Source organism: Bacillus sp. B1(2022) (assembly GCF_040259625.1).
GTDB classification, from domain to species: domain Bacteria; phylum Bacillota; class Bacilli; order Bacillales; family Bacillaceae; genus Bacillus; species Bacillus velezensis.
Genome location: NZ_JANIFO010000005.1, coordinates 130,582 through 145,551, shown reverse-complemented (window position 1 = coordinate 145,551; position 14,970 = coordinate 130,582). Strand labels below are relative to the sequence as shown.

General features: G+C 36.7%; 18 protein-coding genes and 1 pseudogene. 18 read left to right on the top strand and 1 reads right to left on the bottom strand.

What is annotated here, in order from left to right:
• The first annotated feature begins 123 nt into the window (after nucleotides 1-123).
• The 16 genes and pseudogenes from NQS30_RS11160 to NQS30_RS11080 all read left to right on the top strand — a co-directional run bounded on the left by NQS30_RS11160 (nucleotide 124) and on the right by NQS30_RS11080 (nucleotide 9,353).
• Nucleotides 124-426, top strand: a complete 303-nt coding sequence (locus tag NQS30_RS11160; protein WP_232603460.1) for a hypothetical protein — start codon at nucleotides 124-126, stop codon at nucleotides 424-426.
• 12 nt (nucleotides 427-438) lie between these two features.
• Nucleotides 439-1,278, top strand: coding sequence for a thymidylate synthase (locus NQS30_RS11155; protein ID WP_218791734.1), 840 nt, complete (start codon nucleotides 439-441; stop codon nucleotides 1,276-1,278).
• On the top strand, nucleotides 1,278-1,796 hold the full coding sequence (locus NQS30_RS11150) for a dihydrofolate reductase (RefSeq protein WP_218791735.1): 519 nt from the start codon (nucleotides 1,278-1,280) through the stop codon (nucleotides 1,794-1,796). Before NQS30_RS11155 ends, NQS30_RS11150 begins: the two co-directional genes overlap by 1 nt.
• A 98-nt stretch (nucleotides 1,797-1,894) precedes the next feature.
• Entirely contained in the window at nucleotides 1,895-2,221 is a 327-nt protein-coding gene (locus tag NQS30_RS11145) for a hypothetical protein (RefSeq protein ID WP_218791736.1), read from the top strand.
• A gap of 17 nt (nucleotides 2,222-2,238) precedes the next feature.
• Nucleotides 2,239-3,009, top strand: a complete 771-nt coding sequence (locus NQS30_RS11140) for a hypothetical protein (RefSeq protein WP_232603461.1) — start codon at nucleotides 2,239-2,241, stop codon at nucleotides 3,007-3,009.
• Nucleotides 3,010-3,519: 510 nt separating this feature from the next.
• The gene (locus NQS30_RS11135; RefSeq protein ID WP_232603462.1) at nucleotides 3,520-4,413 is read left to right on the top strand and encodes an HNH endonuclease; all 894 of its coding nucleotides are present in this window, start codon (nucleotides 3,520-3,522) and stop codon (nucleotides 4,411-4,413) included.
• A gap of 38 nt (nucleotides 4,414-4,451) precedes the next feature.
• Nucleotides 4,452-5,240 carry a metallophosphoesterase gene (locus NQS30_RS11130; protein WP_232603469.1) on the top strand — a complete coding sequence of 263 codons (789 nt, stop codon included), beginning with the start codon at nucleotides 4,452-4,454 and terminating at the stop codon, nucleotides 5,238-5,240.
• A gap of 33 nt (nucleotides 5,241-5,273) precedes the next feature.
• Nucleotides 5,274-5,435 carry a hypothetical protein gene (locus NQS30_RS11125; protein WP_218791738.1) on the top strand — a complete coding sequence of 54 codons (162 nt, stop codon included), beginning with the start codon at nucleotides 5,274-5,276 and terminating at the stop codon, nucleotides 5,433-5,435.
• 33 nt (nucleotides 5,436-5,468) lie between these two features.
• Nucleotides 5,469-5,639: a hypothetical protein gene (locus NQS30_RS11120; protein ID WP_218791739.1), complete on the top strand. Its 171-nt coding sequence runs from the start codon at nucleotides 5,469-5,471 to the stop codon at nucleotides 5,637-5,639.
• A 242-nt stretch (nucleotides 5,640-5,881) separates the two neighbouring features.
• Nucleotides 5,882-6,046 (top strand): hypothetical protein, encoded by a 165-nt coding sequence (locus NQS30_RS11115; protein ID WP_218791740.1) that lies wholly within the window; start codon nucleotides 5,882-5,884, stop codon nucleotides 6,044-6,046.
• 30 nt (nucleotides 6,047-6,076) lie between these two features.
• Nucleotides 6,077-6,292, top strand: coding sequence for a hypothetical protein (locus NQS30_RS11110; protein WP_218791741.1), 216 nt, complete (start codon nucleotides 6,077-6,079; stop codon nucleotides 6,290-6,292).
• Nucleotides 6,293-6,347: 55 nt separating this feature from the next.
• Nucleotides 6,348-6,533 carry a hypothetical protein gene (locus NQS30_RS11105; RefSeq protein WP_151280617.1) on the top strand — a complete coding sequence of 62 codons (186 nt, stop codon included), beginning with the start codon at nucleotides 6,348-6,350 and terminating at the stop codon, nucleotides 6,531-6,533.
• 417 nt (nucleotides 6,534-6,950) lie between these two features.
• Nucleotides 6,951-7,487, top strand: a complete 537-nt coding sequence (locus tag NQS30_RS11095; RefSeq protein ID WP_218791742.1) for a Holliday junction resolvase RecU — start codon at nucleotides 6,951-6,953, stop codon at nucleotides 7,485-7,487.
• Nucleotides 7,488-7,500: 13 nt separating this feature from the next.
• Complete coding sequence (locus tag NQS30_RS11090; protein WP_014417981.1) at nucleotides 7,501-7,770, top strand: hypothetical protein; 270 nt, start codon at nucleotides 7,501-7,503, stop codon at nucleotides 7,768-7,770.
• Between the two features lie 584 nt (nucleotides 7,771-8,354).
• Nucleotides 8,355-8,621, top strand: a pseudogene (locus tag NQS30_RS11085) (ArpU family phage packaging/lysis transcriptional regulator); the annotation flags it as partial.
• 102 nt (nucleotides 8,622-8,723) lie between these two features.
• Nucleotides 8,724-9,353 (top strand): hypothetical protein, encoded by a 630-nt coding sequence (locus tag NQS30_RS11080; RefSeq protein ID WP_015239906.1) that lies wholly within the window; start codon nucleotides 8,724-8,726, stop codon nucleotides 9,351-9,353.
• A 782-nt stretch (nucleotides 9,354-10,135) separates the two neighbouring features.
• On the opposite strand, the gene NQS30_RS11075 is transcribed toward NQS30_RS11080, so the two are convergent.
• Nucleotides 10,136-11,230 carry an L-dopachrome tautomerase-related protein gene (locus NQS30_RS11075; RefSeq protein WP_015239907.1) on the bottom strand — a complete coding sequence of 365 codons (1,095 nt, stop codon included), beginning with the start codon at nucleotides 11,228-11,230 and terminating at the stop codon, nucleotides 10,136-10,138.
• 564 nt (nucleotides 11,231-11,794) lie between these two features.
• Between NQS30_RS11075 and NQS30_RS11070 the strand changes: the two genes are divergently transcribed.
• Both NQS30_RS11070 and xynB read left to right on the top strand, forming a co-directional pair.
• The gene (locus NQS30_RS11070; RefSeq protein WP_007410362.1) at nucleotides 11,795-13,186 is read left to right on the top strand and encodes an MFS transporter; all 1,392 of its coding nucleotides are present in this window, start codon (nucleotides 11,795-11,797) and stop codon (nucleotides 13,184-13,186) included.
• A gap of 42 nt (nucleotides 13,187-13,228) precedes the next feature.
• Entirely contained in the window at nucleotides 13,229-14,830 is a 1,602-nt protein-coding gene (xynB, locus tag NQS30_RS11065; protein WP_218791743.1) for a xylan 1,4-beta-xylosidase, read from the top strand.
• Nucleotides 14,831-14,970: the final 140 nt, after the last annotated feature.

The window sequence follows — 14,970 nt, the reverse complement described above, 5'->3', positions numbered from 1 at the left end:
AGGAGATGTATTATAATTACATACTTTACGTTATTACTTGCAGCATACTTGTTTGCACTAAACATTAATGAAATTAGATTAATTACACGAGGAGAACAGAACGTTTACTCAAAAGTTACACATATGCTTTCTAATTCGCCGTATAAAGAACTGAAGAAAAATAAGAACTTAGTGTATGTCATGACATTGTTCAAGGGGATTTCTTTTATTATCCCCTTGGCTACTATTGGATTGATTACGCATGACAACTTGCTAATGTTAGCTTGGACAGCTTTTGCTTTAATTTATACCGGTTTAACAATGTTTAAAATTCTCGATGTTTTGGAAGGTGACTCAAACAATAAACAAAACAAGTGCGTGTACATGCTGTTTGTTTGCGGTAATATTGTCTTCGTGATTAACTTTATTATTAGTTGGTTTAAATAAAGGAGAATAGAAATGAGTCAATTTGATAAGCAGTACAACACAATCATAAATGACATTATTAATAATGGGGTATCAGACGAAGAATTCGATGTCAGAACCAAATGGGATACTGATGGAACACCAGCGCATACATTAAGTGTAATCAGTAAGCAAATGCGCTTTGATAATTCTGAAATACCAATTTTAACGACTAAAAAAGTCGCCTGGAAAACGGCAATCAAGGAATTGCTTTGGATCTGGCAGCATAAATCAAACAATGTTAACGAATTAAACAAGATGGGCGTACATATCTGGGATCAATGGAAACAAGAAGACGGTACAATTGGCAATGCATATGGATATCAGCTTGGTAAGAAGAACAGGGAGCTAAACGGTGAGAAAGTTGACCAGGTTGATTATCTTCTTCATCAGTTGAAAAATAATCCATCATCACGCAGGCATATTACAACGCTTTGGAATCCAGATGAATTAGACTCAATGGCATTGACGCCCTGTGTTTATGGCACTCAATGGCTTGTAAAAGGAGGGAAGTTGCATTTAGAAGTTTTCTGTCGCAGTAACGATCTCGCGCTCGGGAATCCGTTTAATGTGTTCCAGTACAATGTTTTACAGCGTATGATTGCTCAAGTTACTGGATATGGGCTAGGTGAGTATGTCTTCAATATTGGAGACTGTCACGTATACACTCGTCATATAGACAATTTGAAAATTCAAATGGAAAGAGAGCAATACGAAGCACCTGAGCTATGGATTAATCCAGATGTGAAGGATTTTTATGATTTCGCAATTGACGATTTCAAGTTGATTAATTATAAGCATGGAGACAAGCTTTATTTTGAGGTAGCGGTATAATGCTATCTCTTATTGCTTGCTGTGATAAATCAATGGCCATAGGGTATGAAAATAATTTGCTTTACCATATTCCTGTAGACATAAAACGTTTTAAAGAACTCACTACAGGAAAGTTGTGTATTCAGGGAAGACTTACATACGAATCGATCGTAAACATTACAGGAAAGCCACTTCAGAACCGAAGGAATATCATATTAACCAGAGACAAGAATTTCAAGCCTGATCACTCTTCATTCGTTTACCATTCGGTTGACGATGTCTTAAAGCTTATACGTGGTCAATTGGACACAAATGAAGAAGTAATGGTTATTGGAGGAGGCGCTATATACGAGGCATTCTTACCTCATGCAGATAAGGTTTATTTAACGATTGTTGATTCAGTTGCTGCGAAGGCAGATTCCTATTTTCCAAGGTTAAATGATGATTGGAGAGTGATTGAAAAGGATCACAGGAAAGCAGGCAACAATACCGCATTTAATTATTCATTTATTACTTATGAAAATTTCAGAAAAGCATAGACAAAAATGAAATATAAGTATATTATTATTCTATATCCAATAGAGGCGTGTCGTTGTCATAAGTTATAAAAATAAAAAATAAGTATAGAGGTGATTAATTGCAACAAAAAGAGCAAGAATTGTTGTCAAAGAAAGAGCAGCTTGAAATTGATGTTTTAGAAAAGGAAGCAACTCTACTCCGGCTAGAAGTGGAACAAGAAGATTCCAATCTCCACAAAATTGGGGAGATGGGTGTACTTAAAGATTTTCTTTTATACATAAAGAAATACAGAGCAATGTTTACTGTACAGCAAGCAGAAGAATTTAGAAATATGGATGACCGAATGAAAGAAATCATCAAAGTTCAGGATGGACAAGTAATGGTTGATGAAGAAGCTTTACAGGGATTTATTGAGGAAATTGAGAATCAAATTAAATTAATATAAATTGGAGGAGATGAGGAATGAAAAACGTAAATCAAACGGTGATCAATAATGCGAATACGGTATTTGAAAAGAAGGACGATAAATATTTCGGCTATAAATCTCGTTTTGGAGATGTCGTTATTGGTGGAGCATATTCGTATAGGTTCGTAGTTCACTACGCAAAAACGAACCAAGACGTTGTTATTATGCCTGGCGATGTGAATACAGTAACGACTCCGCTCTGTACAACGTTAGAGGAACGTTTATGGAAGCCAGAGAAAACCGCCCAAGCCCGCCGTGATGAAATCGTTAAGCAGGCGAAGGCAGACGTTTGGGAATTAACGAAAAACGGTGATGGAGTCAGATATAAATTAGACGCATTCTACCACGCATCCTGTGAAGTTGAATTCGTAGTAAATCGCCATAAGCGAACTGTTGTCGTCTTGTTGAAAGGGATTCGTACCCGAGAGGTCTACGCAAGAGGAATCGCAAAAGCCGTACCTGACGACTGCTTCAACGTTCACATCGGAAAGGCGATTGCGCTAAGACGTGCGTTAGGCTTGGCGGTGCCAGACGAATACTTGAACGCTCCGCAGCCGACTGAGATTCGTGTGGGCGATGTTGTTCGCGGAAAGTACGAAGAGAGCTATTATCGGTATGAAGGCAGACTTTTCGGCGACAGTTACGAAGAACAGATAAAAGAAATTGAGGACGGCAAGTTCCGATACATGAGCGGAGATTACGACTTTATAGACAGTGCCGACCTAACGATTATCGACGACTCACGCGAAGAGGTGGGAGGTGAGTGACGTATCATAGACGCCTGAAGACGACGGTGTTTAAAAAGTATAGCGGATATGATTGGACTTGCGATGGAATGTTTCAAGCACCAAAAGTTAAAGGAAGCAACAAAAGAAGGAGATCGAAACATGAGCGAATAATCCGAAAAGTGATGGATAAAAAAGAAATTAGTTATTACGACTAAGTTAATATGAAATCTGTATTTTAAAAAGAATGTGAGTTATCTAGAGGCTGAAAAAGGAGGTGGGAAAATGGGACAGGTGCTACACAACCCTGGACGGGGAGCTTAATAGCAACATTATAAAAGGAGGTGAATACAATGCCAGTAGTTTTATACGGATTTGGAAGAGGAGCGTAAAAAGAGAGGGGATAGACCCCTCTTGAATATTAATGAAATTGGCCATTCATACTTTGTTGAGCTAGGCGAACCAAACGTTTTGTAATAATGAACAATAAACAAAGGAGTGAAATGTATAGGTATTGTTAAAGAACAAAAGATTGAGGTCAGTTGGAATCCTATGACATCAAGTCATTATCAAAATCTAGGTTATGAATTTACTTTTTGGAGGGATAAATTTCATGTGCCATATTATCATTTGCCACTTACTTCTGTAAAAACAGTTTTAGTTTCTTGTGATAAAGAGAAATGTGCAAATGTTAAGTCAGTTAAATACGATGAGTTTAACCGGTTGTACAAAAACAAAAAATACGAATGTAAAAAACATAGTCATTCTTACTATGAGGATAAAGCGAGGGAAAGTGGGTTTATTTTAGCGTCAGAATACAAAGGCGTAAAAGGTAGAGTTGACTTGATCTGTTTAAAGAATGGTCATAAATCAACAAAATTGTGGTCTCAAATTAATAATGGATCTAAATGTTTAAAATGTCATCATGAAAGCCTGAAATTGAGCATTGATTACATAAAAAAAGAATTCTTAAAGAAAAACTTATTGCTCTTATCAAATGAATACGTCAACGAAAAAAGCAAGTTATCTTTTAAATGCGAGAATGGACATTATGGAGAAATTGCTTGGAACTATTTTCAACAAGGAGGGGGATGCCAGCGGTGTTATAGGGAGAGCCGATTTAGAGAAGGTAATCCAAGGTGGAATAAGAATAAAACTGATACACAGAGGATAAATGACAGGAAGTATTATGAATATTTACAGTGGAGAAAGAAAGTTCTACAAAGGGATGATTACACCTGTCAAAAATGTTGGCTTAAAAAGAAAAAATATTTAACTGCTCACCATATCTACAATTATACGGAGCACAAAGATATTCGACTAGAAGTTGATAACGGGTTGACCTTGTGTGATTCTTGCCATGAACATTTTCATAATACATATGGATACACGAACAACAATTATATGCAATTGTTTATGTTCTTAAACGAAAGGGGGATAAAATGAAAATCGATTATGTTTCAGATCTCCATATTAATCACTGAATACCTTGGAACAATAACCAAATCAAATGGGAAAGGCAAACAAGGGAGATTGTTAGAAGGTTAATATCGAATGGAAATGGAGAGGTATTAATCATTGCCGGTGACTTTACTGAGTGGAATCAACAGACACTGTGGGTACTTGACGAAGTAGCAAACCAATATGAAAAGGTTTATTTCACGTATGGTAATCATGATCTTTATTTACTCAGCAAAAATCAGCAACGAAAATACTCAGATTCATTGGGAAGGTTAAATGATCTAATTCAAAAGGCTACAGATATCAAGAATGTCACTCCATTGATAAAGTCAACGGATACATACAAAGGGAAAGTCTTTGCAGGAGATGTTATGTGGTATCTTCCTAAAGGAAATGAAGGGTGGGATTTCTTCAAAGGAGTCTCAAATGATTCAAACTATATCAGCCTTAATGGATACAGCAAAGAAGATGCGGTAAGAGCAATGTGGAAAGAATCAATGGACTGGTATGATACCCTTCAAAACACTCACATTGATGTATTTGTTTCGCATGTCCCTCCTGTACACAATCCATATTCACCATTTGAGCCTAACAGCTGCTATATGGTCGATTTGCCATTCATTAATGCGGAACATTGGGTTTGTGGACACGATCATTTACAAGCTGAGTTTGATAAAGAAGGAACGAGCTTTCACATGAATTGCATTGGGTATCCGTATGACTACGATATGTATCCAAGAGTAAATGAGGTACCTGGTAATGAAGTTGACACGTATAAAACGTTTGAGCTAAAGACATTTGAGATCAAATGAAATTCTAATTTTATTTGAAGGGAGAATTTAATAATGAGTACCCAAAGAGGGACAAACACACCGGAGGAATTGGCTAAATCAATTCAGAAACTAGGAAGGGAGATGCAAGAATTTAATGACTGTATCAATGGTATTCGTGAAATTGTTATTACTCTAGATGAAGATGATGGGTCATTTACGATTACAACAGATTAAAATGTTGATTTCAATTAGAAAGGTGGAAACAGGTTGATTGTTACAGCATGGATATTGTTCGTTGCATTTGGGCTTGTGTTGTTAGCAAACATGGATTCTCAAGGGGATATTAAATTTGCAGTGTATATTGGTGTATTAAAATTTGTTTCAGTATTCATTGTTGCCATTGCGGCAGGAGTGATTTGGGGAGGGTTATTTCAATGAAAGACAATACCGATATTGAAAATAAATATGTGAAACTAAAGCATGTTAAAGATGTTGAGTTTAATAAATACCAGGGACAGTTATTATGATTGGTCAGATAGCTATGAGAAGTATGACAACAAAGTAAAGAATACAGTCGAGTGGTTGGAACGGAATGCTAAAACGTTGGATAAGCCGATCAAATTTAATCAAAAAGAAGAATTTTATGAAGTGACTAATTATGAACCCGTGGAATTGAGTTAATGAATAAGCCGGTACTGACGTTAACCTATGGTCTTGGTATTACTGAAGCGTTTATTATGGGTTTTGCAATAGCTCAGAAGTATTTTGTCCCGGCCATCGTAAGTGGGATATTGACTTTAATCATCGGCTATTTCCATGTATGTAAAGGCTCAAAAACTGAATAAAATAACAGATTTTTTAGGAGGTAAAATTAATTGATCGTATACACCACACTAGGTTATTTCCCTGTGCTGAGAAGAAAATTATCCAAAGAATTTAAACGATTAGGTTTTAATAGCCTGAAAGAAAAGCGTTGGTTTTTAGCTAAGATCTTAGGATATGCGCCAAATTTCAAAGAAATGTCTATAGCTGAAATGGAAAGAGTGATTGATGAGCTTACTAAGTACGAAAACGTAAATGAAATCATATAACTAAATTTAAATAAAATCGGTCTTTTAATGAAAGGCATAAAGGGGGGAATCGGTCATGTCAATAGTTAAGAAAGGGGACAAGATTAGAGTAACAAAGGAAGCACAAGGTCATTGGGGCCACATTATCTACCCTGTTGGAAGCGAATGGGTAGTCAAAGAGGTAATTACACCTGACACAGGAACGGTTTTCTGCAAGGGGAATGATTATGGAATACCACAGACACATTATAAGGTTATTTAGGATAAAAATAAAATGAGGTGAAAGGTATAAACGAGAAATATAAAACAATTCAAATACTGTTCAACAAAATGGAAAGACAAATGAGTACGGTGAAAGAAGCTCTCGAGAACAAAGAATACGAAAGAGCCCACCGTAACCTTATTAACCTTTCAGATAATAATGAAGAATTAATGCAGGAAATCAGATGGGCTCGGAAAGGGATTAAGATTTAACTTTTCTTCTTTCTTTATGGTTCCATTCGTACAGCTCTTCAATTGAGCAACCAATGGCATCAGCAAAAGTCATGCCCGTAGCTAAGTTCATATTTGCTTTAGCTCCACTTATATAATCGTGGATACGTTGTCTTGACATAAAACAGTGTATCAAAGGTTTATTTTAATATCAATTTCGGTTTCAATATTTTAGGAGAGTGATTGATTGGGAGGTACAAACCAAGGTAAGGTTTTTGAAGCAAATATAGAAAAATCAGCTGCAGATCAAAAGCTGTTCTTCTATAGAATTAAAGATGTTAATCCAATGTTTTTAAAAAGGGGAGCTGCAGTATCAAAAAACAAATATGATTGCTTCCTGCACTATAAAGGTTATCTTTTTCCTTTTGAACTTAAATCAACAAAGAACAAGTCTGTATCCTTCAGTGAAAAGATCATCAAGTCACAACAGATTAAACACTTAAAAGAGGCAGCGCAATATCCGAACATAATCCCTGGCTTCCTGTTTCAGTTTAGAGAGCCAGAAAACAAAGTTTATTTCGTACATATTAATGATTTCCTTACATATAAGAACATAGCTGAAAATCAGTTGTCACATACATATAAGAATAAAGTAAACAAAGCCAGCATTCCGATTGCCATATGCGAAGAGATCGGAACAGAAGTACGCTGTATGAAGAAAAAAGTTAACTATACATATTACTTGAACAAGCTTTGCGATGATTTGATTAAGAAGGTGAAATAAGTGGGAGGGTTATATGCTAGAAGTTAAGGTGAATGAATCGGAGATTAAAAAATTATACCTTGAAGAATTGGAGAAGCATTTAAATAAGCTAGATAATGAATTGCTTTTCTGGGATACTGATGATTTAATTAAAAATACAAAAATGTGCTGGAATACAATACAGGAGAAATTCTTCTTTGACCCAAGATTTCCCAAAAGAAAAGTGGGGAGAAAGTGGATGTTTCCTGCGAAACAAACAAAAGAATTTCTTCTTGAATGGTTATTGGAACAGCCGACTGAATAGGATCGAATTTTGTTAAATCCCTCTTGAAAAATAGAGGGATTTTTTGATTACCTTTAGTCGGAGGCTTGACCACCAATGACCACCATCATTGACCACCGTTTGACCACTGGAACATTATAATTAATGAAATTTGATGAAAATATGACCTCTAAACAACTTTGTAAACCTTGTTAAATCAACATTTTTGAACCTTGATAATATAAAAAGATATGTTCCGCACACAGGTTCATCCGTGGGAGCGCGAACAATATATGTCTCAGTATTAATCTCTCAATCCCTTGGCACTATTGGTGTCAGGGGATTTTTTGATTTGTTAACAAATTTAATAATTTAATATAGATCATACACCACCCACAAAACACCCACAAAAAATCAATAAAAAATTACTCCATAATTGTGGAGATATAATTCTCATTCATATGCTACACGTAAAAAAAGGTATGTCATCGCTATTGAAAAACTCCATATTGTATTCTCGTTTTTTATTTGTTTTGATGATCCATTCGTTTTTCTTTTCCAGCTACATCCAATTGAACCTCTTTTTTTGTGGAAAAACCACGCTTAGACTTTTCTTTAAATTTTTGAAGGAATCGGTTGATGCTGGTATCAGCCTGTTTCCTTCAATCAGAGATTCTTTCATATTAAATGAACTGAAGGTTAAGCAGATGGAAAGGGCGTTAGAAAACAGCCTGGACGATGAAGAACGCATGATCATTGAGAAAAAATACTTAGCAGCCAGCCAAACGAAAGACATTCATATTTATATGGAACTCGGCATGAAGAAGGACACCTATTATGAAATAAAACAGCGTGCCATTTTACGCATTGCTACAGCACTCGGAATAATCTGAGTGCTTTTTTGTAGTAAGCAGTTGTGTGGGTGGGATTTCCTATTTTAACGTTATATGGTGTATTTTTCATTATGACTATGTTAGTCTCCTTAAAGGAAGGACTTGAAAACAAAAATAGTAAGCTTGCTTCTTGTATTGAGTTTAGTCTGCGGATTTGCACTTCCTTCTTATGCTAAGACATCGATGAATGAAAAGGTAAAAACCAATGTTTCTGGAATGAATGTTATAAGTCAGTCTGAAGGTGAAGCATCTTATACAATCGAATATGGCGGAAAACAGTATTTTATTGATCAAAAAACTCTAGATAAAGGAACCTCTAAAGAGTCGATTAAAGTTGATCAATATTTGTTAACTTATGGCCATCGAACACTAGTCGATTCTGCTACAGTTAATATTTCCGATGAATCAAGTGAGATGTCAACTCTAGCAAAATGTAGAGGGAAACAAGGTGTTTCGGTAGCAATTCCTATAGTCAAGGTGAGCATGAATTCGTGTGTAATTAAAAAATTCTTAGATATTGTTGAGGATGCTGACGGTATGGCAGGGGCTATCGCCGGGATAGCAGCATTGATAAAAAAAATACCTGGGATTTCAGTATATGCTGGAGCAATTGCAGGGGCAATGTTTGCTGGTAAGTATGCCATAAAAAAAGTATCCGATAATGGAAAGTACGGAATTTCTTATAATTGGATAATTGGTACCCCTGTTGTTGTACCTTGGAGAAATGGTTAATTATTAAGGTGGTAATATCAAATGAATCGTATATTAGTCTCAATAGCTATTATTATATTCCTGATTGAATATATTGTAGCTCCACTCACAGATATAGATACCGGAAAATACGGCACGTTTATAGGCTTAATATTATTGAGTATTACGGTTCTAAGGCTATCTGATAATGACAAATCATAAACTTTTGAAGGGAGCAGACTTCGGTCTGCTCTTTTTTGTTTATTTGGGTGTAAAACGAAAACTAAGCGACAAATTTCCGACAAAACAGGGGACAAATTGGGGGAGAAAAGGGGGGACTATATATTCTTCATAACAATCAACTGACGAATTTTCAAGTTTCTCTGAGATATGGGAGTACACGTCGGAAGTGATGGTTATATTTTTATGTCCAAATATTCCCTGTACAAATTTCAATATTGCCTCAGATTCAAAAAGAAGAAAAGCGTGGCAAACTGTAAAATCCAGACGGGTTACAGTGTTCTTCCCTTAATTAAAAAGACCGGGGTATCACCCCGGCTCTGTAATAAAAGCTGCCCATCAAAGGGCTTGCTCATCTGATATTCATGATAGACCTATTCCTTCAGGTTCTGAGGCTCAAGGGAGGTCTGTTTTTTTCTTATATACGTCAACAGTGCGTTATAAACGGCTCGAATAAACCATTTATATTTAAATGAGGATATTATATGATTTCCTTCATTTTCTTTTGAAATTTGATTTCTTTTAGGATGAAGGCTAAATGAAACCAATTATGTTCTAAAAAATTGAACCGGCCATTTTTATTTTCAAAAAGCAGGAGCAGGAAATTCATCAATTTTGATACGAAGTAAACTATAAGGTTTCTGTCGTAAGTCTTTTCCATAATGAAATCTAGCCTGCCGATGTAATTGGTTCACGATGACATATAAGTATTCATCCGGACCAATCGAAAAAGTATCCGGCCATAAAATTCTCGGATCATGTGCGATGGTTTCCATTGTGCCATTCGGCAGCATCTTTCGAATACTATTGTTCTCATAATCTCCGGCATAAATGGCTCCTTTTGCATCTGTAATCATTCCATCAGACGCGCCTTTTTCTCCCCAATACGCCACATGATAAAGTAAATCCATGTCCGGTATATCTCTATCTCTCAGGGCTTCTGTTGAGATCGAGAACAGATGACGGCTGGTCAGTGGACAAAAAAATAATACCTTTCCGTCAGGAGAAATCGCAATACCGTCGGATGCCAGCCTAAACGGGGAAGTTGAACCATCTCTGTTACGATTCATCAAAATTTTGCCTTCTACTTTCGGTATAAAATAGGAATCCGGTGAAGTTGGATTTGCTCCATTTAACCGTCTAAATGCGTTTCCGGTTTCTAAATCCACGACGATAATAGCTCCTGGTCCTTTGGAAGAAGAATCCGTTATATAGGCATAACCTGCAGTTCCAACACGAAAATCAAATCGGACATCATTCAGGTAAGTTGTTGGAAGGACAACATCTTCTGTAAAGGTATAAACTCTTCTGATTGTATTGGTTTTTAAATCAATAGCGACTAATTTTGCCCCGCCTTTAATTGGTTCAGAAAAATTGGGTGCCGCCGTATCTAGTACCCAAAGGGTCCCTCTTCCATCAGTAACTACACTTTGGACACTGATGAAAGTCATTTTGATATTCTCAGGGTTAACCAAATTGGTTTGTAAATCAGGATAAGGCTGCAATTTATCCCCAATTATTTCCGCCACCGTAAATTTAACATTGTCTCCCCATTTCGGAAAACAAATGAAAATACGACCAGTTTCTGAAACAGTAACACCGGTAGGCATAGCTCCATAAAATGCATAAACCAGTTCTAAATCCCCAAAATATTTTTCAAAAGGCAGCATAGGTTTCATAATATCCTCCTCAACCAATTAAACGGGATATCACTTATATATGATTCGCATTTTTTCTAGTGCATGTTTCTTATTAAGTTTTTCTAAACAAAAGATGATGGAAGTGCTTATCATTTAATAAATCAGTCAGGTGACACAGGGAGTTTTTACTTAACGTCTGTCGAAGCAGTCGGCAATTACAACATGGTATGTCCTTTGGTCGGTTTTAAATTCTCTGAAAAAAGAGTTGAAAAAGCAGAAAAGATTTTATAATATGAAATCAAGTTAGTTTGTTCGATCAACAAACTAATAAAACCACTTTAATTGTCCATCATGTAAAGGTCTTAAATGGGAGGGGGATAAGAGGCTCGATTTAATTGGAGGTATATAAAAAGCGAAAGCCAAGCTTTTATCCTGTTCACTGCTATCTGATCACCATTTGGATGTTGAAAATGCTCTGTGAAAGTAAACCGCTGTCATTTTTTGAAAGCGCTTTTATATGCCGCTCACTGGCCGATAATTTTAAAAAAATGTTATACCATTTCATCATGTTCCTTATGTAAAGGATCGAAAAGGGGAGAAATCATGCTCAGTGAAAATGTAAAGAAGATCAGCATGGTTGAAAAAGTTGGATATGCGTCTGGAGATTTTGCATGTAATTTAATTTATGCAACAGTGTCTACGTATCTTTTGTTCTTCTATACAGATGTTTTTGGTTTATCGGCAGCAACAGCCGGTACGATGTTTTTAGTGGTTAGAATCATCGACGCTCTCGCTGATCCTTTTATTGGAACAATAGTTGACAGAACAAATAGCAGGTTTGGCCGCTTCAGACCGTATCTTTTATTCGGAGCTTTTCCCTTTGTCATATTGGCAATACTCTGTTTTACAACCCCGGATTTTTCGGATATGGGGAAATTAATATATGCCTATATCACCTATGTCGGCTTATCGCTTACATACACCATGATAAACGTGCCATATGGCGCGTTAACATCTGCAATGACCAGAAATAATCAAGAAGTTGTTAGTATAACGTCTGTCCGTATGTTATTTGCGAATCTTGGAGGACTTGTCGTTGCATTTTTTGTTCCCTTACTGGCTGCTTATTTAAGCGATAATTCCGGCAGCGAATCTCTTGGCTGGCAGCTAACCATGGGTATTATGGGAGTTATAGGCGGGTGCCTTTTAATCTTTTGTTTTAAAAGCACAAAAGAGCGTGTCACGCTTCAAAAATCGGAAGAAAAAATTAAATTTTCGGATATATTTGAGCAATTTCGTGTTAATCGGCCTCTAGTTGTATTAAGTATTTTCTTTATTATTATTTTTGGAGTGAATTCAATCAGTAATTCGGTTGGCATCTATTACGTAACGTATAATTTAGAAAGAGCGGATTTAGTGAAGTGGTACGGTTTGTTGGGAAGTTTGCCTGCTTTGGTCATTTTACCGTTTATTCCAAAGCTTCATCAATTATTAGGGAAGAAGAAATTACTAAACTATGCATTATTACTGAATATGATCGGCCTCTTAGCTTTACTTTTCGTTCCGTCAAGTAATGTATTCCTGATACTTTCCTTTCGATTGCTGGCTGCTGCAGGAAGTCTCACTGCCGGGGGATATATGTGGGCGCTTATTCCTGAAACAATAGAATATGGAGAGTATAAGACCGGGAAAAGAATGGGCGGTCTCATATACGCTATTATCGGATTTTTCTTTAAATTCGGCATGGCCTTGGGAGGGGTTGTACCGGGTTTGGTTCTAGATCAGTTTGGATATGTGGCAAATCAGGTGCAAACGCCGGAGGCATTGACGGGAATTTTAATTACAACAACCATTATTCCCGTGTTCTTACTGGTTCTGGCCATGATTGATATTAATTTCTATAACTTAGATGAGAAAAAATATAAAAGCATGGTTCGAGAATTAGAGAATAGAGACAAAGTTTATTTGGATCATATTGACGATTTCAAAGCTTAAAACATGATGAGTCAACAGAAAATAGCTGAGGAGGAGTTCAAAATGAAGATTATCAATCCAGTACTTAAAGGATTCAACCCCGATCCGAGTATTTGCAGGGTTGGAGAGGATTATTATATCGCTGTATCTACATTTGAGTGGTTTCCGGGAGTCCAGATACACCACTCAAAAGATTTAGTCAATTGGCACTTAGTTGCACATCCATTACAGAGAGTTTCGCAATTAGACATGAAAGGAAATCCTAATTCAGGCGGGGTCTGGGCGCCATGTTTAAGTTACAGCGACGGAAAGTTTTGGCTGATCTATACGGATGTTAAGGTTGTAGATGGCGCCTGGAAAGATTGCCACAATTATTTAGTGACTTGTGACACGATTAATGGTGATTGGGGGGAGCCGATCACATTAAACAGCTCGGGTTTTGATGCTTCTTTGTTCCATGATACGGATGGGAAAAAATATTTATTAAATATGTTATGGGATCAGCGTATTGATCGGCACTCCTTTGGAGGCATTGTCATGCAGGAATATTCTGATAAGGAGCAAAAACTAATCGGTAAACCGAAAGTGATTTTTAAAGGAACTGAAAGAAAGCTGACAGAAGCGCCGCACCTTTACCGTATCGGGAACTATTATTATTTATTAACCGCAGAAGGAGGAACGCGGTTCGAACATGCTGCTACAATTGCCCGTTCTGCAAATATTGAGGGCCCATATGAAGTTCATCCCGATAATCCTATCTTAACGTCATGGCATGCGCCGGAAAATCCGCTGCAAAAATGCGGACATGCATCCATTGTACAAACACATACAGGTGAGTGGTATTTAGCTCATTTAACGGGACGTCCCATTCATCCGGACGATGATTCAATTTTTCAGCAGAGAGGATATTGTCCTCTGGGCAGAGAAACTGCTATTCAAAAACTCTATTGGAAAGATGGCTGGCCATATGTAGCAGGCGGAAAAGAAGGGAGCTTGGAGGTGGATGCGCCTTCTATACCAGAAACAATGTTTGAAGACACGTATCCGGAAGTTGATGAATTTGAGGATGCAACATTAAATATCAATTTTCAAACGTTAAGAATCCCGTTTACGGAGAAATTAGGTTCATTAACTCAAGCGCCAAATCATTTACGAATATATGGCCATGAATCCTTAACTTCGACATTTACTCAGGCATTTGTAGCCAGACGCTGGCAAAGCCTCCATTTTGAAGCGGAAACGGCAGTTGCGTTTTATCCGGAAAATTTTCAGCAAGCCGCTGGTTTGGTGAACTATTACAATACAGAGAATTGGACGGCTCTTCAAGTCACGTATGATGAAGAACTTGGCCGTATTCTTGAATTAACGATATGTGATAACTTTTCTTTTTCACAACCGTTAAAAAATAAAATTGTGATTCCTCGTGAAGTCAAGTATGTCTATTTAAAAGTGAATATTGAAAACGAAAAATATTATTATTTGTATTCATTTAACAAAGAAGATTGGCACAAAATCGACATTGCATTAGAATCGAAAAAATTATCAGATGATTACATCCGCGGCGGGGGATTCTTTACAGGAGCTTTTGTAGGGATGCAATGCCAAGATACGAGCGGTCATCATATTTCGGCCGACTTCAGATATTTTCGTTATAAAGAAAAATAATTAGCACATGAAAAAGGAGATTTCTATTTTAGAACTCCTTTTTCATATTAGAAGGTGCCCATGTCAGTATTGATTCAGAAATACTCCTAGAATAAAAAAACCCATCTTTAAAGATGAGCTTAAAACATAGAAGTATGTAC